The 20121-nt window shown below is 67.4% G+C and carries 21 protein-coding genes; 9 read left to right on the plus strand and 12 right to left on the minus strand.

From position 1 onward, the window contains the following. On the minus strand, positions 1-541 hold a 541-nt coding region (locus BGN95_RS20365; RefSeq protein ID WP_286773828.1), incomplete at its 3' end, for a 3'(2'),5'-bisphosphate nucleotidase CysQ family protein. A 326-nt stretch (positions 542-867) separates the two neighbouring features. Here BGN95_RS20365 and BGN95_RS20370 point away from each other — a divergent pair. Then, positions 868-1248 (plus strand): VOC family protein, encoded by a 381-nt coding sequence (locus BGN95_RS20370; protein WP_265271496.1) that lies wholly within the window; start codon positions 868-870, stop codon positions 1246-1248. Positions 1249-1362: 114 nt separating this feature from the next. Here the strand turns inward: BGN95_RS20370 and BGN95_RS20375 are convergent, their stop codons facing one another. From BGN95_RS20375 to BGN95_RS20405, 7 genes are all read right to left on the minus strand, one after another. Beyond that, entirely contained in the window at positions 1363-2700 is a 1338-nt protein-coding gene (locus BGN95_RS20375; RefSeq protein ID WP_286773829.1) for a cytochrome P450, read from the minus strand. An 11-nt stretch (positions 2701-2711) separates the two neighbouring features. After that, a complete protein-coding gene (locus BGN95_RS20380) occupies positions 2712-3782 on the minus strand; it encodes a zinc-binding dehydrogenase (protein ID WP_286773830.1) in 1071 nt (356 codons plus the stop codon). Beyond that, a complete protein-coding gene (locus tag BGN95_RS20385) occupies positions 3779-4990 on the minus strand; it encodes an LLM class flavin-dependent oxidoreductase (protein ID WP_286773831.1) in 1212 nt (403 codons plus the stop codon). Before BGN95_RS20385 ends, BGN95_RS20380 begins: the two co-directional genes overlap by 4 nt. A gap of 204 nt (positions 4991-5194) precedes the next feature. Further along, the gene (locus BGN95_RS20390) at positions 5195-5611 is read right to left on the minus strand and encodes a cytochrome c-type biogenesis protein (protein WP_265313666.1); all 417 of its coding nucleotides are present in this window, start codon (positions 5609-5611) and stop codon (positions 5195-5197) included. Further along, positions 5608-6135, minus strand: a complete 528-nt coding sequence (locus BGN95_RS20395) for a DsbE family thiol:disulfide interchange protein (RefSeq protein ID WP_265271487.1) — start codon at positions 6133-6135, stop codon at positions 5608-5610. The genes BGN95_RS20390 and BGN95_RS20395 overlap by 4 nt, the downstream gene beginning before the upstream one ends. After that, a complete protein-coding gene (locus tag BGN95_RS20400; protein ID WP_265313667.1) occupies positions 6132-8069 on the minus strand; it encodes a heme lyase CcmF/NrfE family subunit in 1938 nt (645 codons plus the stop codon). Before BGN95_RS20400 ends, BGN95_RS20395 begins: the two co-directional genes overlap by 4 nt. Positions 8070-8380: 311 nt before the next feature. Further along, complete coding sequence (locus BGN95_RS20405; protein WP_179512123.1) at positions 8381-8866, minus strand: hypothetical protein; 486 nt, start codon at positions 8864-8866, stop codon at positions 8381-8383. A gap of 135 nt (positions 8867-9001) precedes the next feature. Here BGN95_RS20405 and BGN95_RS20410 point away from each other — a divergent pair, with 135 nt between their 5' ends. The 5 genes from BGN95_RS20410 to BGN95_RS20430 all read left to right on the plus strand — a co-directional run bounded on the left by BGN95_RS20410 (position 9002) and on the right by BGN95_RS20430 (position 12758). After that, positions 9002-9568, plus strand: a complete 567-nt coding sequence (locus BGN95_RS20410; protein WP_265271482.1) for an anthranilate synthase component II — start codon at positions 9002-9004, stop codon at positions 9566-9568. Next, positions 9565-10554 carry an anthranilate phosphoribosyltransferase gene (gene trpD / locus BGN95_RS20415; RefSeq protein ID WP_179512125.1) on the plus strand — a complete coding sequence of 330 codons (990 nt, stop codon included), beginning with the start codon at positions 9565-9567 and terminating at the stop codon, positions 10552-10554. Before BGN95_RS20410 ends, trpD begins: the two co-directional genes overlap by 4 nt. Continuing rightward, complete coding sequence (gene trpC, locus BGN95_RS20420) at positions 10551-11330, plus strand: indole-3-glycerol phosphate synthase TrpC (RefSeq protein ID WP_265271480.1); 780 nt, start codon at positions 10551-10553, stop codon at positions 11328-11330. Before trpD ends, trpC begins: the two co-directional genes overlap by 4 nt. Next, positions 11327-11809 (plus strand): cyclic pyranopterin monophosphate synthase MoaC, encoded by a 483-nt coding sequence (gene moaC / locus BGN95_RS20425; RefSeq protein ID WP_286773832.1) that lies wholly within the window; start codon positions 11327-11329, stop codon positions 11807-11809. The genes trpC and moaC overlap by 4 nt, the downstream gene beginning before the upstream one ends. A 211-nt stretch (positions 11810-12020) precedes the next feature. Continuing rightward, positions 12021-12758 (plus strand): PEPxxWA-CTERM sorting domain-containing protein, encoded by a 738-nt coding sequence (locus BGN95_RS20430; RefSeq protein WP_286773833.1) that lies wholly within the window; start codon positions 12021-12023, stop codon positions 12756-12758. Positions 12759-12808: 50 nt separating this feature from the next. On the opposite strand, the gene BGN95_RS20435 is transcribed toward BGN95_RS20430, so the two are convergent. After that, positions 12809-13255, minus strand: a complete 447-nt coding sequence (locus BGN95_RS20435; RefSeq protein WP_286773834.1) for a peroxiredoxin — start codon at positions 13253-13255, stop codon at positions 12809-12811. Further along, positions 13248-15926 carry a bifunctional [glutamine synthetase] adenylyltransferase/[glutamine synthetase]-adenylyl-L-tyrosine phosphorylase gene (locus tag BGN95_RS20440; protein ID WP_286773835.1) on the minus strand — a complete coding sequence of 893 codons (2679 nt, stop codon included), beginning with the start codon at positions 15924-15926 and terminating at the stop codon, positions 13248-13250. The genes BGN95_RS20435 and BGN95_RS20440 overlap by 8 nt, the downstream gene beginning before the upstream one ends. A gap of 53 nt (positions 15927-15979) precedes the next feature. Here BGN95_RS20440 and BGN95_RS20445 point away from each other — a divergent pair, with 53 nt between their 5' ends. Further along, positions 15980-16147 (plus strand): hypothetical protein, encoded by a 168-nt coding sequence (locus tag BGN95_RS20445; RefSeq protein WP_265271470.1) that lies wholly within the window; start codon positions 15980-15982, stop codon positions 16145-16147. 88 nt (positions 16148-16235) lie between these two features. Here the strand turns inward: BGN95_RS20445 and BGN95_RS20450 are convergent, their stop codons facing one another. Both BGN95_RS20450 and BGN95_RS20455 read right to left on the minus strand, forming a co-directional pair. After that, on the minus strand, positions 16236-16880 hold the full coding sequence (locus BGN95_RS20450; protein ID WP_265271468.1) for a sigma-70 family RNA polymerase sigma factor: 645 nt from the start codon (positions 16878-16880) through the stop codon (positions 16236-16238). Between the two features lie 295 nt (positions 16881-17175). After that, entirely contained in the window at positions 17176-17970 is a 795-nt protein-coding gene (locus tag BGN95_RS20455) for a response regulator (protein ID WP_179512134.1), read from the minus strand. A 253-nt stretch (positions 17971-18223) separates the two neighbouring features. Here BGN95_RS20455 and BGN95_RS20460 point away from each other — a divergent pair, with 253 nt between their 5' ends. Continuing rightward, the gene (locus BGN95_RS20460; protein ID WP_286773836.1) at positions 18224-18385 is read left to right on the plus strand and encodes a NepR family anti-sigma factor; all 162 of its coding nucleotides are present in this window, start codon (positions 18224-18226) and stop codon (positions 18383-18385) included. Between the two features lie 99 nt (positions 18386-18484). After that, positions 18485-19990 (plus strand): sensor histidine kinase, encoded by a 1506-nt coding sequence (locus tag BGN95_RS20465; protein WP_353744726.1) that lies wholly within the window; start codon positions 18485-18487, stop codon positions 19988-19990. The last annotated feature ends 131 nt before the right edge of the window (positions 19991-20121 follow it).

A 20121-nucleotide genomic window follows, 5' to 3' on the forward strand; every position in this document is an offset into this window, starting at 1 on the left:
CGGCGTGGCTGCGCGACGCGACCGCGCAGGGTGGCGTATGCGGATCGCGCACCGCGATCCTGCGCTCGGCGGCGCGTGGCGCGTCCGGTGCGCGATCCGCGCGCCACGCCTGCCCGATCGTGGCGTCGCCCCAATAAAGCGCGTTGCGCGCGGGGGCATAGACCACCCCCATCGTCGGCGCGCCCTGTTCGATCAGCCCGATATTGACCGTGAAATCATTGCCGCGCCGGATGAATTCCTTGGTGCCGTCGAGCGGGTCGACAAGGAAGAAGGCGCCGCCGACATCGGGCACGCGCCCGGCGGCGGCCTCTTCCTCGGCGACGATCGGGATGTGCGGGGCAACCTCGGCAAGCCCGGCAAGGATCGCCGCCTCGGCGGCGTGATCGGCGGCGGTGACGGGGGATTCGTCAGGCTTGATCGTGACCGTCGCGCCCTCGACGAAATGCCGCCACACGATGTCCCCGGCGGCCTCCGCCAATGCGATCAGCGCCTCGAGCAGCACGCCGCGATCCAGCCCGTCAATCGCTGCCTTGCCCGTCATATTCGCGATCTTCCTCTGCGCCCACCACACCGTCACCCCGGCCCTTCGACTGCCTGCAAGGCAGGCGCTCAGGGCAGGCCGAGCCGGGGTCCATCGTGCCGCATGCTCAGCGGCAAGAACCTCTTGTCCAGCCTTTGCCTCCCGATGGACCCCGGCTCAAGGCCGGTGACGGAAAGGGTTCGATCGAGCCGCTCTAATCCTCGCCGCTGCTCGCACGCCAGCAACTATTTCTCCTACCGCGATATCGCTTGCCGTGGCGCGTATCGCGCCTATGCCGGAAGCTCCGGGAAACATCCCGCGACTCGCGTTTTCTAGGGAGAGGCACGATGTTCAGCCATATGATGATCGGTTCGAACGATCTCGATCGTTCGCGCAAATTCTACGACGCCGTATTCGGCGCGGTCGGCGGCAAGCCGGGCATCCAGGACGAGAAGGGCCGGCTGGTCTATCTGCACAACGGCGGTATCTTCATGATCACCAAGCCGATCGACGGCGAAGCCGCGACGCACGGCAACGGCAGCACGATCGGCTTCGCGATGGACGGGCCGGCGCAGGCAGATGCGTGGCACCAGGCCGGGGTCGCGGCGGGCGGCACCGCGATCGAGGATGCGCCCGGGGTCCGCTCGGGCGGCGGGATGAACCTCTATCTCGCCTATCTGCGCGATCCCGACGGCAACAAGCTCTGCGCGCTCCACCGTATGCCGTAAGTCCCCGTTCGCCCTGAGCTTGTCGAAGGGCTGCCCTTCTTCCTCGCGAAGAAAGTGCAGGGCTTCGACGGGCTCAGCCCGAACGGTGGAGGGGAGCCCCTGATTTGACCTCGGTCACGCCGGCGTAAACGCCACCTCCAGCCGCCGCACCGCATGGACGAAATTGTTCGGCGCGATATCCATCTCGCCGGTCCAGCGGATATCGGGGAAGCGCGCGAAGATCTGGCGATAGGCTTCCTCGAGCTGCAATTGCGCGGTCATCCGCCCGATGCAGATATGCGGGCCGTAGCCGAAGGCGATATTCTTCTCGGCATTGGCGCGGGTGATATCGAAGCGATCGGCATCGGCGAACATCGCATCATCGCGATTGGCCGCGCCATAATACATGATCACCTTCTCGCCCTCGGCGATGCGCTGCCCGCCGATCTCGGTATCGCGCGTCGCGGTGCGGCGCATGTAGATGACGGGGGAGACCATCCGCGTGATCTCATGCACCGCATTGCTCAACAGGCTCCCGTCGGCCTGTAGCCGGGCTTTCTGCTCGGGATTTTCGGTGAACAATTTCATCGCCCCGCTCAGCGAGTTGCGCGTCGTATCGTTGCCGGCGAAAACGATCAGCAGCCACGCGCCGTCGAGATAGGGATCGGGCAGATGCTCGCCGTCGACGGTCGCATTGGCGATTGCGCTCATCAGATCGGGCTGCGGATCGGCGCGACGCTTGGCGAGCATATGCCGGCCGTAATCGAACATATCCGCGACATTGGTGTTGAACAGCTCGATGAACGCCGCGATCTGCGGACTGGGTTCGGACAGGCCGTCGAGCTGGTCGATCTGCTCCATCGCCACCTGCTGCGCCATTTCGAGGAAATGGATCCAGCCCATGAAGCGCTCGCGATCCGCCTCGGGCACCCCGAGCATCTCGCACAAAGTGAAGATCGGCAGCCGCTGGCTGAACTTCTCGACCATGTCGCAGGTGCCGAGCGGCGCCATCGCGTCGAGCAGCCGGGTCACCTCCCCTGCCACCCGCTCGCGCAGGCCCCTGATATAGGTCGCGGTGAAATAGGGCATATGCTCCTTGCGGAGCTGGCGATGCGGCAGCGCATCGAGGTTGATCATCGAATTGGTCGAGGCGGAGAACAAGGTCGGGTGGCGCGTCTCCTCCGGCCCCAGCGCCATCAGGATGCCGCCCTTTTCGGAGCTGAACGTCTCCGGATCGCCGTTGACGCGCTTGACGTCCTCGAACCGCGTCACCGCCCAGAAGCCGACCCCGCTGCGCGGCATCGGGTGCCACATCACCGGCGCCTCAGCGCGCATCCGCGCATAGTCCGCCCAGGGCTGCCCCTTGGTGAAGGCATAGATGTCCGAAAGATCGACGTCGAGGAGCGTGGGATAGACCTGGCCGAATGTCGGCCCCTCGCGCCCCTCGACGATATGATCGCTGACCAGCCGCATGTGTCGCTCTCCTAGGGACGCACCACCATCTTGCATTGCGCCTCGGGATCGCCGAGCGCGCGAAAGGCATCGGCGACGCCCTCCAGCCCCACTTCGGCGGTGATCGCCGGGCGCACGTCGATCACCCCTTCGGCGATATGATGGAGCGTGCGGGCGAATTCCTCGGGGGTGTAGCCGAGCACGAATTTGAGCTCGAGGCTCTTGTTGATGCACAGAAACGGCTCGATCGCGTCGGTCTGCATGCACACCCCGACGACGAGGATCTGCGACCCCACCGGTACCGCCTCGATCAGCGACTGGATCACCCCGGGCACCCCGACGCATTCGAAGATCACCGCGCGCTTGCCGGTATTGCCGGTCAGCGCGAGCACCGACCGCTCGGTGCGCGAATGCGGCACCCCCAGCGCGCTCCAGCGGGAATGCGGATTTTCCGCCGCCGGATCGATCACCACATCGGCGCCGAACGCCTCGGCCACGCGGCGCCGCGCGGGGGAATAGTCTGACGCGATCACCGGCCCCAGCCCGCGCGCCTTGAGCGCGGCGATCACCGCCAGCCCAACCGGGCCGCAGCCGACAACGAGATTGACGGTATCCGGCCCCGCATCGCTTTCCGCCACGGCATGTTCGCCGACCGCGAACGGCTCGGTCATCGCCGCCTGGACGTCGCCGAGGCCGTTGGGGACCGCGAGCAGCATCGGCTCGGTCAGCACGATCGCCTCGCCGAACCCGCCGGGGTAGCGGTTCGAATAGCCGACCGTTTCGAAGCCCTGCGGGGTGGCGACCACCGGCATTGCGACGACCCGCGTCCCCGCCTTCAATCGCCGGTCGGTATCGGGGCCGTGATCGAGGATTTCGGCGCAGAATTCGTGGCCGAAGACGATATCGCGGGTCGGATCGATCAGCGCAGGCTCGCCGCTGCGCCGCCCGAGTTCGACCATTGTTTCCATCGCATGCACGGCATGAAGATCGGAGCCGCAGATCCTGCAGCACAGGGTGCGCGCCAGCACCTGTCCCGCGCCCGGCGTCGGATCGGGGACGCTATCGAGTACCAGCGACGCGCCGCGGCGGACGACCGCCCTCATTCTGCCGCGTCCGTTTTCTTGTCGAGCTCCATCGCCGCGAGGATTTCGGGGCGGATATTCTCGGTGCCCTTCTGCTGGATATGCTGCGCGACCCGCGCGCCGACCGCCGCCTGCGCCTCGCCGATGAAGCGCGGCCGGTTGTCGCGCGCCCAGGCGAGCGAGGTATCGCGGTTGATGTTGAGATCCTGGAACTTGGGCATCACGTAGCGCGCGATCAGCTCGTAGGATTTCTTCTTGGCGTCCCATTCGGCCCAATTGGTGTCGAGCGTCAGGAACGCGCCGAACCCGCCCGATTGCTGCTGGAGCCGCTCGATCTGGCGAACCGCATCCTCGGGCGTCCCGACCACCGCCATGCCGTTGTCGACCAGGGCATCGATCGGATCGCCCTCGGTCGGGGCGAGCGGCAGCGCGGCGACCTCGCGGAAATAATAGAGCCAGTCCTCGATCCCGAAGCGCACCTGCGCGCGCGCCTCCTCGCGCGTCGCGGCGACGTGCATCGGGCCGACCAGCCGCCATCGGCTGCGGTCCATCGTCTTGCCGTTCTCGCGCGCGACATCTTCGGCGATCGCCCAATTGGAGGCGAGCGCGTTGAACCCGCCGGTCTGCGTCGCGCCGATCGACAGGATGCCGACCCCGTTGCGCCCCGCCGCCTGCGCGCCGGTCGGCGACACCTGGCTCGCCACCGCAATCTCGACCGAGGGGCGGGTATAGGGCGTCATCTGCAATTTCGCCTCGGCGAGCTCGAACCAGTCGGTCTTGCGCGTCACCGTCTCGCCGCGCAGCAGCCGCACCAGCACGTCGAGCGCCTCGTCCATCCGGTCGCGCTGCTTCGCCACCGGGATGCCCATCATGAAGGCGTCGGAGGGCAAGGCCCCCGGCCCGACCCCGAACATCACCCGCCCGCGCGTCATGTGATCGAGCTGGTTGATGCGGTCCGCCAGCATCAGCGGGTGGTGATAGGGCAGCGACGACACCCCGGTGCCGAGCCGGATGTTGCGCGTCCGCTCGGCGGCGAAGGCGATGAAGAGTTCGGGGCTGGCGATCAGCTCGTAACCGGCGGAATGATGCTCGCCGATCCACGCTTCGTCATAGCCGAGCTTGTCGAGATGGACGACCAGATCGAGATCGCGCTCGATCGCCTGAGTCGGATTCTCCCGCAACGGGTGGAACGGCGCGATGAACGTGCCGAATCGCAGCTTCTCGCCCATGAAGCGTCTCTCCTTGCTACGTAACTTTTGTTCTGCGACGCAGGCTATGGGAGAGTCGGGGCGGAATCCAGCTTATTCGTGCGGGCTAAATTGGAGGACGCAAACTCTCCCCGTTCGCCCTGAGCTTGTCGAAGGGCTGCCCTTCTTTGCGAGGAAGAAAGTGCAGGGCTTCGACAGGCTCAGCCCGAACGGGGAGAGGTGGTTCTACTCGTTCGTTCTCCGCCGCCGCCGGAAGCTCGCGCGCGCGATCCACGCGCCCAATCCGAGCAGCACCAGCGGCGCCAGCCACAAGGGCAAGGTGACCGCCGAGAGCGGCGGATCATAGGTGATATAATCGCCGTAGCGCGCGATCAGCCATTTGCGGATCTGCGCCGGCGTCTCCCCGGCGGCGATGCGCTGGCGGATCATCGCGCGCATGTCGCCGGCCATATCGGCATCGCTGTCGGCGATCGACTGGCCCTGGCAGACGACGCAGCGCACCGTTTCCATCAGCGCCTTGGCCTTCGCCTCCTGCGCGGCATCGGGCAATTGGGTATAGGCCAAGGCAGCGGGCGGCAGCCCCGAATCCGCCGCAGCCGGCGCGGCGCACAGCAACAGCGCAAGGAGCGCGGCGCGCCTCATCGCGCGGCGCGCCACGCCTGATAGATCGCGTCCACCTCGTCGGCGCGGATATCGCCGACATGCTGCTTCACGATCTTGCCCTGCCCGTCGATGATGAACGTCTCGGGCACCCCCGACGAGCCGAGCGAGAGCTGGACGCGGCTCACCTTGTCGTCGCCGATCGCGCGATAGGGATCGCCGTTGCGCGCGAGGAACGCGGTCACCGCCGAGGGGGTATCGCGGATCGCGATCCCCTCGATCGGCACCCCCATTTCCTTGAGCCGCATCAGTTGCGGCGCTTCGGCGATGCACGGGATGCACCAGCTCGCGAAGATATTGATCAGCCGCGGCTGGCCGGCACGGAATTCGGCAGCGGCGACCCCCGGCTTGCCCGGAACGAGCGGCGGCAGCGCGAAATCGGGCACCGGCTGGCCGACCATCGCCGAATAGACGGTGCGATCGGCCGGCTTCATCAGCTCGCGCGCGGCGAACCCGAGCACGACCAGCAGCGCGAGCAGCGGCAGCCAAAGCAACCAGCGCCTCATGCCCAGGCCGCCTCCATCGCACGCCGCGTCGCGCGACGCTCGCGCAGGATATGGCCGAGCATCGACAGCGCCCCGCCGATCGCGACCATCGCCCCGCCGAGCCAGATCAACGTCACCCACGGCTTCCACCACAAGCGCAGCTGCCAGCGCCCGGCGTTATCGGGCTGGCCGAGCACGGTATAGAGCTGGCCGTCGAGCGTCGTCGCGATCGCGCTCTCGCTGGTATTGGTGACGGGGTTGGCGAAGAAGCGCGATTGCGGGCGGAGATAGAAGGTCGCGCCATCCTCGCCGCGCTGGACCGCGAGCCGCGCCTCAAGCGCCGACCAATTGGCGCCGAGCACCGGATTCACCCCTTCGAAGGTGACGCTGAACGGGCCGACCTGCACCGGCTCGCCGACCCGCGCGGCGACCAGCCGCTCCTCGGTCCAGGTGGTCGAGGCGGCCATGCCGGCCAGCGTCACCGCGATGCCGAGATGCGCGACGACCATCCCGTAGAGGAACAGCGGCGCGCGGCGCAGATCGCGCTTCCACAAGGGCGCGACGCTCGCCACCGCCAGCCCCGCCGCGAGCGCCAGCCCGGCGAGCGACAAGGCGCCGACCGGCTTGGACGACAGCACGAACACCCCGGCGCCCGCGAACAAAGTCGCGGCGATCGGCAGCATCAGCCGTTCGAGCACCGCCTGCATATCGTCGCGGCGCCAGCGCAGCAGCGGCCCGGCGGCCATCACCGCGACCAGCACCAGCGCGATCGGCCCCGCGGTGCCATCGAAGAACGGCGGCCCGACCGACAATTGCGTCCCCATCGCCGCCGCGACGATCGGGTAGAAGGTGCCGATCAGCACCAGCCCGAGGATCACCGAGAGCAACAGGTTGTTGATCACCAGCCCGCCCTCGCGGCTGAGGAATTCGAAGGTGTTGCCCGCGCGCACCGTGCCGACGCGCAACGCGAACAGCGCGAGCGCGCCGCCGATATAGATCGCCAGCAAGGCAAGGATGAACGCCCCGCGCTCGGGATCGACCGCAAAGGCGTGGACGCTGGTGAGAATGCCCGAACGGACGAGGAAGGTGCCGATCATCGACATCGAGAAAGCGACCACCGCGAGCATCACCGTCCAGGCGCGCAGGCCGTCGCGCGTCGCGAGCACGGTGACCGAATGGAGCAGCGCGGTCGCGGCGAGCCACGGCATCAGCGAGGCATTCTCCACCGGGTCCCAGAACCACCAGCCGCCCCAGCCGAGCTCATAATAGGCCCAATAGCTGCCCGCGGTGATGCCGAGCGTCAGGAAGATCCACGCCCCCAGCACCCACGGCCGCATCGCCCGCGCGAACGCCGGGCCGACATCGCGCGTCACCAGGGCGCCGATCGCGAAGGAGAAAGCAACCGACAGGCCGACATAGCCGATGTAGAGCGTCGGCGGGTGGAAGGCGAGCCCGGGGTCCTGCAGCAACGGGTTGAGCCCGGCGCCGTCGGGCGGCGCGGGATCGGCGCGGCCGAACGGGTTGGAGGCGAACAGCAGGAAGGCGTAGAAGCCGAGCGCGATCGCGGCCTGCCCACCGAGCGTGGCGATCAAGGTGCGTTCGTCGAGTCGCCGCTCGAACAGCGCCACCGCACCCCCGGCGAGTCCGAGGATCGTCACCCACAAGAGCATCGAGCCTTCGTGATTGCCCCAGGCGCCGGCGAATTTGTACAGCATCGGCTTGGCCGAATGGCTGTTCTCAGCCACCAGCGCGACCGACATGTCGGAGGCGCAGAACACCGCGATCAACGCGCCCATCGCGATCAGCGCCATGATCCCCTGCACGATCGCCACCGGGCGGACCGCGCCGAGCAAGGTCGCCTCGCCGCGCTTCACCGCAAGCCCCGCGAGCAGCAATTGCAGCCCGGCGAGCGCGGCGGCGAGCCACAAAGCGGCGAGGCCGGCTTCAGCGGTCACGCGCGGTCGCTCCGCACGCGTGCGGCGGACATCATGGGGCGTTGACGATCAGGACGCATCGGTCGCCGCTCTTGCGGCACGATGCCTCGCGACACAAGCCGCCAATCTTCATCCGCCGCCTTCGCCTCTTATCCGTCATGCCGGGCTTGACCCGGCATCCAGAGCCACAAAGGACACCGCCTGAGACTCTGGATGCCGGGTCAAGCCCGGCATGACGATGTATAATAGCCCGGGGCCACCCTCTCTCAATTGTGCTCCCGCGAAGGCGTTACCCCCGATGGGCTTCCGCCTTCGCGGGGACGCAAGCGGCCTCAATCCTGCGGCGGCGGATTCGTGCCCTCTTGCTGCGCGCGCTTGATCGCCTGCCGCTCGAGATACCATTGCCGCGCGTTCATCTGCGCGCAGCCGCTCTGCCCGCCCGTGCCGACCGCCGAACAGGTATTGGGCAAGCCGCCCGCGGTGCGGCCCACCTCATCCTGTTGCTGGGCGCGGTTGACCCAGCTCTGGTTCTTCGCCGGCACTTCGGGCGGGCGGCGCAATTCCTTGGGGACGCGATATTGTTCGTTGGGGTCGATGCGATTGCACACCACCACCTCGGTCGAGGTCGACGGCGGGCATTTCTCGGTGCCGCTCAACGTCACGCTGCGAATCCGCTTCGGCGGCTGCCCGGTTTCGGCCTGCGCCTCCTGATGCACCGTCTCCGCCGGCGCCTTGGCGGGCGCGGGCTGGCTTGCCTGCGCCGCAAGCGCCGCGGCCGGCAGTACGGCGAGGGCGACGGTGATCAGGGGACGTAACATGCGAGACTCCTGTTATATCCTAACGTCCCCTGCGGGGCTTGTATCCCGGCCGAACGTAGCCTTCGGATTACCCGATGTTTCGTTGCAGCAACAGTCGTTGCCGTAACTGACTTTGCCCCCTAAGGCGGCGCTGTAATGATCCTTGTCGTCGACAATTACGACAGCTTCACCTGGAACCTGGTCCATTATCTGATGGAGCTGGGCGCCGAGGTGCGCGTGGTGCGTAACGACGCGCTGACCGCCGCCGAGGCACTGGCGAGCAACGCCACCGGCTTCCTGATCTCGCCTGGCCCGTGCACCCCGAACGAGGCGGGGATCAGCCTCGATCTCGTCGCCGCCTGCGCCGAGGCGCGCCGCCCGCTGCTCGGCGTGTGCCTGGGGCACCAGTCGATCGGCCAGCATTTCGGCGGACATGTCGTGCGCGGCGGGCTGATGCACGGCAAGACCAGCCCGGTCACCCACGACGGCACCGGAATATTCGCCGGGCTGCCCTCGCCATTCACCGCGACGCGCTATCACTCACTGATCGTCGAGGACGTGCCCGATACGTTGCTGGTCAACGCCACTGCGCCCGACGGATCGGTGATGGGATTGCGCCACCGCGAACTGCCGATCCACGGCGTGCAATTCCACCCGGAAAGCATCGCCACCGAACATGGCCACGCGCTGCTCGCCAATTTTCTGAAGACGACCGGGGCATGACCGATTTCGGCCCGCTGCCCGATCCCGCCGCGCCGCTCGATCGCGCCGGTGCCGCGCAGGCCTTTGCCGATATCCTCGACGGCGGCGCCAGCGACGAAGCGATCGCGCATTTCCTGATCGCGCTGAGCGACCGCGGCGAAACCGAGATCGAGATCGCCGAGGCGGCACGCGCGCTACGCGAACGACTGATCCCGATCGACGCCCCCGCGCATGCGATCGACGTCTGCGGCACCGGCGGCGACGGGCATCACACGCTCAACGTCTCCACCGCGGTCAGCCTCGTCGTCGCAGCGTGCGGCGTCCCGGTCGCCAAGCACGGCAACCGCGCCGCTTCGTCCAAGGCCGGCGCGGCGGACACGCTCGAGGCGCTCGGGCTCGATATGGATCGCGCCGGGGCGTGCGCCGAGGAGACGCTCGCCGAGCTCGGCATCTGCTTCCTGTTCGCCGCGAATCACCACCCGGCGATGAAGCGGATCACCCCGATCCGCCGCCACATCGGCAAGCGCACGATCTTCAACCTGATGGGGCCGCTCGCCAATCCGGCGCGGGTCGGCCGCCAGCTGATCGGCATCGCCCGCCCTGACTACGCCCCGGTCTATGCCGCCGCGCTGGCCGAGCTGGGCGCGGAGGCGGCGCTGGTCGTCTCGGGCGAGGAAGGGCTCGACGAAGTGTCCGGCGCCGGGCCGACGATCGCGGTATCGGTCGGCGCGGTCGCGCTGCCCGATCGCATCACGCCGGAGGACGCCGGGCTGCCGCGTCACCCGATCGCGGCGATCCACGGCGGCGACCCCGACTATAACGCCGCTGCCCTGCGCCGATTGCTCGGCGGCGAGCGCGGCGCCTATCGCGACGCGGTGCTGCTCAATGCCGCCGCCGCGCTGGCGCTCGACGGCGCGACGCTGCCCGCGGGTGTGGCGCGCGCGGCGGAAGCGATCGATTCAGGCGCCGCCAATGCGCTGCTCGACCGCTGGATCGCCTGGGCATGAGCAACGTTCTCGACCGGATCCTCGCCACCAAGCGCGACGAGGTGCGCAGCCGCAGCGCTAAGGCGTCGTTCGGCGATCTCGATGCGCGCGCGCGCGAGCAGACCGCCCCGCGCGGGTTCCGCGCCGCGCTCGATCGCGCGCCGGGTTACGGCCTCGTCGCCGAGATCAAGAAAGCGAGCCCCTCGAAGGGGCTGATCCGCGCCGATTTCGATCCTCCGGCGCATGCCCGCGCCTATCAGGCCGGCGGGGCAGCGTGCCTCTCGGTGCTGACCGACGCGCATTATTTCCAGGGCAGCGAGGCCTATCTGGTCGCGGCGCGCGCGGCGTGCGACCTGCCGGTGCTGCGCAAGGATTTCATGGTCGACCCGTGGCAGGCGGCGGAAGCGCGCGCGATCGGCGCCGATGCGATCCTGCTGATCATGGCGGCGCTCGACGATGTGGCGCTGGCCGAGATCGAAGCGGCGGCGATCGAGCGCGGGATGGACGTGCTGGTCGAAGTCCATGACGCCGACGAGCTGGAGCGCGCGCTCAAGCTCAAGTCGCGACTGATCGGCGTCAACAACCGCGACCTGCGCGATTTCACGGTCGATTTCGCGCGGACCTACGAACTGGTCGGCCGCGCGCCGGCGGGCTGCACCTTCGTCGCGGAGAGCGGGCTCACCACCCGCGGCGATCTCGATGCGATGGCCGCGCATGGCGTGCGCTGTTTCCTGATCGGCGAATCGCTGATGCGCCAGCCCGATGTCGAGGCGGCGACGCGGGCGCTGATCGGATGACGCGGCTCACGCATATCGACGATGCCGGCGCGGCGCATATGGTCGATGTGGGCGACAAGCAAGTAACGCGGCGCGAGGCGGTGGCGACCGGCCGCATCCTGATGTCCCCCGAAACCGCCGCCGCGATCCGCGATGGCGCCGCGCTCAAGGGCGATGTGCTCGCGGTGGCGCGGGTTGCGGGGATCATGGCGGCCAAGCGGACGAGCGAGCTGATCCCCTTGTGCCACCCACTCCCGCTCACCCGCGTGTCGCTCGATCTGACGGTCGGCGCGGATCATGTCGAAGCCACCGCGACCGCGGCGACCGACGGCAAGACCGGGGTGGAGATGGAAGCGCTGACTTCGGTCTCGGTCGCTCTGCTGACAATCTACGACATGACCAAGGCGCTCGACCGCGCGATGCGGATCGACGGCGTTCGGTTGCTCGCCAAGAGCGGCGGGCGATCGGGGGATTGGCGGGCGGAGACCGGCGACGCCTGAATCGGGCGACGCGCGGATCGGAAAATGCGGGACTGTCAAGCGACTGAGACAAAGCAAATGCCTCAATGCTGGATTCCGTAAACGATCCGTTACTTAGTTTACAACCTTTTACGCCGTACTATTCGCACCTTGTGATTTATATCATCCCCAAGGGTGCCGCATTATTCCCTCACGGCACATTATCGGGGTGATGGAAATGAAGAATTTTGCGATGGCCGCGCTCGCGGCGATGATCTTGCCTACGCCTGCATTCGCCGCCGTAGAACTTATCAAGAATGGCTCGTTCGAGAATAACACGGTTTCGGACGGCACAAAGCAGTGGATATTCTATGCCGGCCTCGCCGACTGGTCTTATCAAAATCGGATCGACCAGTACAATTTTCAGCACAACTTGACATTTATTGCCACGCCCGGCACGGCCGACGTCCAGACCGGCAGTGGTTTAACCGTTTACGGTCCGTTCCCGAAGACGAGCCCCGACGGCGGCGACTTCATCCTCGCCGACGCCGATACCGATTTCAACGGAACGCTATATCAGACGGTGAAAGGTCTGACGGTCGGCGAGAAATATACGCTCACTTTCTGGCAGGCCGCCGGCCAGCAGATCGATCGCGTCGGGCCGACCACCGAACAGTGGAAAGTATCGTTCGGGAACGACGTCCAATATTCGGACAAATTCCTGCTCGCGGAGGGTGCGGTCGGCGATTGGCAAAAGCAGTCGATGACCTTCGTCGCATCGGCAACGTCGCAGGTGCTGACATTCCTCGCGGAGGGCACGCCCAACGGCCAGCCGCCGATCGCGATGCTCGATGGCGTGTCGCTCAAAGCCTATGAGCCGCCGGTCGGCACCGTGCCGGAGCCGAGCACCTGGGCGATGATGATCATGGGGTTCGGCGCCGTCGCCGGCGTGATGCGCCGCCGCCCGCGCCGGGTCGAAGCGGCGAAATAAGGAAATACAAGCCTCCGTCATCCCAGCGAAAGCTGAGATGACGGGGCGCCTCAAACCTCCTTCGCCGCCGCCAGCACCGCGGCGGCGTGGCCCGGCACCTTCACCTTGCGCCACGCCCGGACCAAGGCGCCTTCCTTCCCGAACAGGAAGGTCGCGCGCTCGATCCCCATATATTTCCGGCCGTAGAGCGACTTTTCGACCCACACGCCGAACGCCTCGCATGCCGCGCCATCCTCGTCGCTCGCCAGCGGCACCTTAAGGTCATATTTGGCGATGAAATTGCTGTGCCGCTTCGGGCTGTCCTTCGAGATGCCGAGCAGCGCCACGCCTGCCGCGGCGAAATCGTCCGCCAGCGCGGAGAAGTCCTGCGCCTCGCGGGTGCAGCCGCTCGTATCGTCCTTGGGGTAGAAATAGACCACCAGCGGTCGCGGCAGCGCGGCGAGCCGCACCGGGGCGCCGTTGGGGTCGACCAAGGTCAGGTCGGGAAGCTTATCCATTGCTCACTCCTAGCCACGCGGCGCGCACCTCCTGCCGCGCCGCGGCGAAGCCGGCAAGCACCGCCGCCCAATCCTCATAGCCCAGCGCGCGCGCGATCAGCGCACGCGTCGCCGCCGCCTCCGGCTCCTGCGCATCGGGCGCGACCAGCCGCAGCGTAACGAGCAGCCGCGTCAACAGATCGTGCGCCGCGCCCATTCCGGCCGGCAGCAACGCGCCGAGCAAGTCGATCGCCCGCCCCAGCCGCGGATCGAACCCGGTGCGGTGCTCGAGTTGCAAGGTGTGGACCGCGAATTCCAGATCGACCAGCCCGCCCGGCAGCAACTTGGCGTCGAGCGGCCCCGCCGGCGGCTTATGCGCGGCCATTTCGGCGCGCATGTTCGCGGCATCGTTCACCACGTCGTGCGGCTTGCGCGCGCCCGCCAGCACCGCCGCGATCTCCGCCGAGAGCGCCGCGCGCGCCGCGGCCGAGCCGAACACCGGGCGGGCGCGGGCCAACGCCATATGCTCCCAGGTCCACGCCTCTTCGCGCTGATAGCGCGCGAACGAATCGAGGCTGACCACCAGCGGCCCCTGCGCCCCCGACGGGCGCAGCCGGGTATCGACCGAATAGAGCGGCCCCGCCGCCGTCGCGACCGACAGAGCCGCGGTGACGCGCTGCGCCAGCCGATTGTAATAGAGCGTCGCGCCGAGCGGCTTGGCGCCGTCCGATTCCGCCGCGAAATCGCCGGTGAACAGATAAATCAGATCGAGATCGGAGGCGTGGGTCAGCTCGCCCCCGCCCATCCGGCCGAGCGCGAGGATGACGAATTCGCTGTTCGGCACGCGGCCGTGCGCGATGGTGAATTCGGCGACGGTCGCCGCCGCCAGCGCCTCGATCGCCGCCTCGGCGACCCGGCCGTAACCCGCGGAAACCTCCAGCGGATCGGCGACGCCCGCAATGATCTGCGTCCCCAGCGCGAACCTTTTGTCGCCGACGACGCGGCGCGCATGATCGAGCCGCGCCTGATAATCGGCGCCGCGCTCGACCGCTTCCATCTCGGCGACCAGTTCGGCGACGCTGCCGACCGGGGCGAAGGCGGTCGCGTCGATCAGCCCGTCGAGCAGATCGGGGCGGCGCGACAGTTCGTCAGCCAGGGTCGGGGCGTGGCTCAGCACCGTGGCGAGCAGATTGGCGAGTGCCGGCCGCGCCTCCAGCAAGCGAAAGATGTTGATCGCGCTCGGCAATCGCTCAAGCAACGTATCGAGGCGCTGCAATGCTGCCTGCGGCACCGGCGCGTCCGCGACCGCCGCGACGATCCCCGGGAGCACCGCCTCCAGCGCCGCCTTGGCCGCGGGGCTGCGCAGCGCGGGATAGCGCCCCGAGCGCCACGATCCGATCCGCGCCGCGGCCCCCTCCGCATCGGCGAAACCGAGCGCGGCGAGCTGCTCGACCAGCTTGGCCGGATCGCTCGACAAAGCGGTGTCGGCCGGCGCGGCGAGCACGTCGAACACCGCCGCCACCCGTTCGACATGCGGACGGAGGTGATCGAGCAGCGCCGCGCCATCGGCACGCCCGTCGAGCCGCGCGACCCGATCGAGCGCGTCGCCGGTCGGCAGATGATGCGTTTGGCGATCGTCGATCATCTGGACGCGATGCTCGATCGTGCGCAGCGCCTCATAGGCCGCGGTCAGCGCGCGCGCGTCGTCGGGGTCGATCCGCCCGGCCTCCGCCAGCGCCGCGAGCGCCTCGCGGGTATTGCCGACGCGCAGCGCCGGATCGCGGCCGCCGTGGATCAACTGGTGGATCTGCGCGAAGAATTCGACCTCGCGGATTCCGCCGCGCCCGCGTTTCAGATCATAGCCAGGGCCGAATGCCTGGCCCTGCGAATGATGATCGCGGATCCGGCGGGTGATGTCGACGATCTCGCCGATTGCGCCGAAATCGAGGCTGCGCCGCCACACGAACGGGCGGATCGCGTCGAGGAAGCGCGTACCGAGCGCGATATCGCCGGCGCAGGCACGCGCGCGGATGAAGGCGGCACGCTCCCACGGCAGCGCCTGCGATTCGTAATAAGTGATCGCCGCCTCTATCGGGATCGCGATCGGGGTCACCTCGGGCGACGGGCGCAACCTGAGGTCGACGCGCAGCACATAGCCGTCGCCATCGCGCGTCTGGAGCAGTTCCACGACGCGCCGCCCGATCCTGACCGCGGCGTCGACCGGTTCCTCGCGCGGCTTGGTCGGCAGCGTCTCGGGGTCGAACAGCAGGATCGGATCGATGTCCGAGGAATAATTGAGTTCGCGGCTGCCCTGTTTGCCGAGCGCGATCGCGGCGAAGCCGACCGGTTCGGCGCCCGGCGTACGCTCCTCGATCGCCGCGCGGATCGCACGATCGAGCGCGGCATCGGCGAAATCGGACAATGCGCGGGTGACCGCGGTAAGATCGAGCGCGCCGGAAAGATCGCCGACCGCCGCGACCAGCGCAAGCCGGCGCCGCGCGAGCCGCAGCGACTGGCTCACCGGTCCCTCGCCGAACCTCGCCGCCGCACCGAGCGGCAGCGCGCCCTGCGCCAGCGTCGCCGCGAGGTCGGGCTCGCGATCGAGCAGCATCGCGAGGAACGGCGCATTGTCGCGGGCGCGATCGAGCGCGTTTTTCGCGACGGCGGGAGCGATTTGGACGATATCATTCATGGCCGGCGCTACCTGCCGAGAAACTTCATCGGCGTTCAACCGTTTTCGCGAGGATGGAACGTCGTTTTACCTCGTCCGACGTCTCGCCCGCCGCGGGATTCGTCGTATCGCCGCCGCAGCGCAGCGACGGCATCGGCGAATCGCTGCGCCGCGCCTTCCAGCCGCCCCCCGTGCCGGATTCGATGCGCGGATTGCTCGATCGGCTGTATCGGCTGGAATAAGCGGAAGACAGATCGCGCCTGTTCTCATTCCACACGTCATGCCGGGCTAGACCCGGCATGACGATAAGAGCCCGTTTCGCAAAAACGCTCAGCGATCCCGGCTCAGTTCGTCCACTTCGTGCATGATCGTATCGAGCGTCGTGCGACCCGAATCGTCGCCCTTCTGCCCGGTGCGGCCGGTCATGTCGCGACCGCTCATCAGCGCCTCGAGCGCGACGCGGCCGCGCGCGACACGGCTCTTGATCGTGCCGACCGCAACCCCGCAGATTTCGGCCGCCTCTTCATAAGCGAAGCCGCCGGCACCGACGAGGATCAACGCCTCGCGCTGCGGTTGCGGCAGCATCAGCAAGGCGCGCTGCATGTCGGCAAGCTCGACATGCTTGTCCTGCCCCGCCGGCGCGGCGAGCAGCCGATCGGCGACGAGATCGTCCCACTCGCCACGGAAGCGCGAGCGCCGCATCTGCGACAGATAAAGGTTGCGCAGGATGATGAAGGTCCAGGCGCGCATATTGGTGCCGGCCTGAAAGCGCTTGCGCGCCGCCCAGGCCTTGAGCAGCGTCTCCTGCACCAGATCGTCCGCGAGATCGCGGTTACCCGAAAGCGATCGGCCGAAGGCGCGCAGGTGCGGAATGACCTGCGCCAGCTCGGCCTTGAACTCGGGGTCGGAAAGCGCGACGTGCCCGGCAGGCGACGTCACATCCGCCCCATCATCCTGCGATGGATCTTGCGTCATGATGTCGCGATCATTCCCCGTCGCAACCGGCTCTGCCCGGTCTGTATTTATAAGATAGGCGTGCAGGCGCAATTTGCCACCCGCCTGCCACGCTGCCGCCGTCGAGGCGACTAGACCCGCACGAGCACGAGGATCGCAAAGATCACCACCACCAGCACGAGGGAAAAACCGAGGATATACCGCGTCATATGCGGTGTTGCACCAGCTCTAGCCTGTTCCGTGCTGCGGTGTACCGTTTCGTTTTCGTCCGCCATAGAACACCAACGAACAACAACCGTTTTGGGTCCGTATCAACTCATTCGGCGGGCACGGTCGATTGATCGAAAAACAATGCCTGGCTGATCGCGGCTTTCACGGTAGAGCGCTGGAATGGCTTGGTGATCAGAAAGGTCGGCTCCGGCCGCTCGCCGGTCAGCAGGCGTTCCGGGAAAGCGGTGATAAAGATCACCGGTACCTGGAATTCGGCGAGAATATCCTTCACCGCGTCGATTCCCGAACTGTCGTCGGCCAACTGGATATCCGCCAGCACCAGTCCCGGCCGGTCCTCCATCGCCAGCGCGACCGCTTCGTCGCGGGTCACCGCGACGCCGGTCACCTCATGGCCCAGATCGCGCACGATCGTCTCGACGTCCATCGCGATGATCGGCTCATCCTCGATGATCAATACGCGCGCGCGGGTCTGCTTTTCGATTTCGGTCATCGCCTCCGCAACCAATTCTTCCACCTCCTCGGGTTCGACATCGATCAGATAGGCAGCGTCTTCGGGGGTGAACCCCTCCATCGCGGTCAGCAGCAGCGCCTGCCGCGACAGCGGCGTCATCCGCGCCAGCCGCGCACGCGCGATGCTCTCATGCTCGCTGGCATCGGCGCTCGCCGTGCCCTCGATATGCGCCGACCCCCAGATCACCTGGAAGGTACGATAAAGGCCGAGCCGGGGATCGACATCGCGCGGGAATTCCGCCGGCGCGGCAACGATCGCCTCCAGCGTCGCACGGACATATTGGTCACCCTGGGACTGGCTGCCCGTCAGCGCGCGGCTGTAACGCCGAAGAAACGGAAGATGCGGCGCAAGCTGTTGTCCAAGCGACATTGGCGGTGGTTTCTCCTCACAGGGCCGGAGGCGCCCTTGCCTCGCCGGCCGATTCAAACGCGATAACACGGCAACCGATCGCCCGCCGACCGGCCCTGCGGCCAACCGGCGAATTTGTCACCGGCAAGTGGAACCAACGAGCCGGTTTTTGGTTTCATTATGCTCACCGCACAATGTGTGTGCGGGGCCTTGCGGTTTCTGGCAACCGCGTCTTTTAGAATCCCGACGGTCGGGCGGTTCCGGGGGGCATGTGTTGAGTTCGGACGATCAGGCAAAAAAACCGGATCGACAGAAGGGCGCGGCGGTCCAGCGCAAGGACCGCGATATGGGCTCGGCCCTGCGCTCGATCTATCAAAAGACAGTCGAGGAAGCGATCCCGGACGAGATGCTGTCGCTGCTCGGCAAGCTCGACTAGATCGTAGCCGAAATGGCTGGGAACGCAGGATATCCCGGCTCGGCGACAGCCTTGGCGCGAATCTTCGTCGCGCGCTGGCCGACCGGAGCCAAATTATTCGTGATCCTAAGCGTGGCGTTGCTGCCGCTGGCGGTGATCGCGGTATTCGCCACCTTGCAGACGACCCGCATCGCCGACACCGAATCGCGCGCCGGGCTGCGCCTCGCCTCCAACGAAAGCAGCCGCGCGATGGCGATCGAGCTCATCGGCGACATGACCGCGCTCCACGCCGCGGTCGATGCGCTCGAGCTCGATCCGCATAACGGCCCGAGCTGCGCGCGCGCGCAGGGCGTTTTTGCGCAGCAATCGACGATTGGCACCCGGTTCGTCATCTTCGATCGGCAAGGGCGGGCGGTGTGCGGGGTTTCCTTCCCCGGCGCGCGTGATGTCGCGAGCCAGGCCAGGCACGCGATCGTCTTCGCGCGGTTGGTGCCGGGGCGCGGGCTGCTGCTCGGCATCGCGTCCAACCGGCACGGGATGTTCGGCGCGGCCTTTTTCCCCACCGAATTCCTCGCCAACCTCAGCCGGCCGAGCGGCGCCATCCAGTCCTATCAGCTCTCGCTGGTCAAGGGCAACGAACGGCTGGTGATCGACGCCATGCCGCGCGAATCCGCGCTCGAACGGCGCAGCGCCAACCGCACCGATCTCGGCATCGCCGGGCTGGCGCTGGAAATGGAGATGCGGCGCACCCCGATCACCTCGTCGCTGGTCATCGCGCTGCTGCTGCCGTTGCTGATGTGGGCCGCGGCGGCCGGGATTTCGTGGTTCGTGGTCGATCGCCTGCTGGTGCGCCCGTTGCGCCAGCTCCGCACCGATATCGCCGCGCTCCACCCCGGCGAGGAGCTCGATCCGGCAATCCTGCGCACGCTCCACGCGCAGGAGATCCGCGAGTTGGGCGATACGTTCCGCGCCCTCACCCGCACCGTCTCGCTGCACGAGGCCGGGCTGGCCGAGGGGCTGGTGCGCCAGACCCGCCTGACGCGCGAGGTGCATCATCGTGTGAAGAACAACCTCCAGGTGATCTCCAGCCTGATCAACCTCCACGCCCGCAGCGCGCGGACGCCCGAGGTGACGCAGGCCTATGCCTCGATCCAGCGCCGCGTCGATGCGCTGGCGGTGGTGCATCGCCACCATTTCGCCGAGCTGGAGGAAAACCGCGGGCTCGGGCTGCGCCCGGTGATCAGCGAACTCGCCACCAGCATCCGCGCGACCGCGCCGGAGGGAAGCCGGGTCGGGCTGGCGCTCGATCTCGATCCCTTCTTCGTCGGGCAGGATGTCGCCGTCCCGATCGCCTTTCTGGTCACCGAGGCGGTCGAACTGGCGATGGCGTGCGATCGCGAGGCGCAGATCCGCATCACGCTGAAGCCGGCGCCTGGCGAGGCGGATCGTGCGATCCTGCGCATCTCCTCCCCCGCGCTGATCCAAAGCGAAACGCTCGTCGCCCGGCTCAGCCAGCGCTACGGGCGGGTGATGGAAGGGCTGTCGCGCCAATTGCGCGCGCCGCTCGATTATGATGCCGCGATCGGCGAATATGCGATCGCGATCACTATTCTCGGGCTCGAATGACCGCGAAACGCCGTCGACCCGCGAATTGACTTTTTTTTACGATGGACGGAACCGCGCTTCACAACGGTCGTTCTGCTCTTCGGATAGCGAAATCATGCCCCCCCGCTCTCGCTATCCAGGTCACAGGCCCG

This window comes from Sphingomonas sp. 66-10 (assembly GCF_001897045.1).
Lineage (GTDB): Bacteria > Pseudomonadota > Alphaproteobacteria > Sphingomonadales > Sphingomonadaceae > Sphingomonas > Sphingomonas lycopersici.

Coding starts and splice junctions, on each gene's coding strand:
- trpD (WP_179512125.1), top strand. CDS start 9,565: ATGACCGATTTCGGCCCGCTGCCCGATCCCGCCGCGCCGCTCGATCGC.
- moaC (WP_286773832.1), top strand. CDS start 11,327: ATGACGCGGCTCACGCATATCGACGATGCCGGCGCGGCGCATATGGTC.
- BGN95_RS20390 (WP_265313666.1), bottom strand. CDS start 5,611: ATGAGGCGCGCCGCGCTCCTTGCGCTGTTGCTGTGCGCCGCGCCGGCT.
- BGN95_RS20435 (WP_286773834.1), bottom strand. CDS start 13,255: ATGGATAAGCTTCCCGACCTGACCTTGGTCGACCCCAACGGCGCCCCG.
- BGN95_RS20380 (WP_286773830.1), bottom strand. CDS start 3,782: ATGAGGGCGGTCGTCCGCCGCGGCGCGTCGCTGGTACTCGATAGCGTC.
- BGN95_RS20375 (WP_286773829.1), bottom strand. CDS start 2,700: ATGCGGCTGGTCAGCGATCATATCGTCGAGGGGCGCGAGGGGCCGACA.
- BGN95_RS20410 (WP_265271482.1), top strand. CDS start 9,002: ATGATCCTTGTCGTCGACAATTACGACAGCTTCACCTGGAACCTGGTC.
- BGN95_RS20385 (WP_286773831.1), bottom strand. CDS start 4,990: ATGGGCGAGAAGCTGCGATTCGGCACGTTCATCGCGCCGTTCCACCCG.
- BGN95_RS20395 (WP_265271487.1), bottom strand. CDS start 6,135: ATGAGGCGCTGGTTGCTTTGGCTGCCGCTGCTCGCGCTGCTGGTCGTG.
- BGN95_RS20440 (WP_286773835.1), bottom strand. CDS start 15,926: ATGAATGATATCGTCCAAATCGCTCCCGCCGTCGCGAAAAACGCGCTC.
- BGN95_RS20445 (WP_265271470.1), top strand. CDS start 15,980: ATGGAACGTCGTTTTACCTCGTCCGACGTCTCGCCCGCCGCGGGATTC.
- BGN95_RS20455 (WP_179512134.1), bottom strand. CDS start 17,970: ATGTCGCTTGGACAACAGCTTGCGCCGCATCTTCCGTTTCTTCGGCGT.
- BGN95_RS20370 (WP_265271496.1), top strand. CDS start 868: ATGTTCAGCCATATGATGATCGGTTCGAACGATCTCGATCGTTCGCGC.
- BGN95_RS20405 (WP_179512123.1), bottom strand. CDS start 8,866: ATGTTACGTCCCCTGATCACCGTCGCCCTCGCCGTACTGCCGGCCGCG.
- trpC (WP_265271480.1), top strand. CDS start 10,551: ATGAGCAACGTTCTCGACCGGATCCTCGCCACCAAGCGCGACGAGGTG.
- BGN95_RS20450 (WP_265271468.1), bottom strand. CDS start 16,880: ATGACGCAAGATCCATCGCAGGATGATGGGGCGGATGTGACGTCGCCT.
- BGN95_RS20430 (WP_286773833.1), top strand. CDS start 12,021: ATGGCCGCGCTCGCGGCGATGATCTTGCCTACGCCTGCATTCGCCGCC.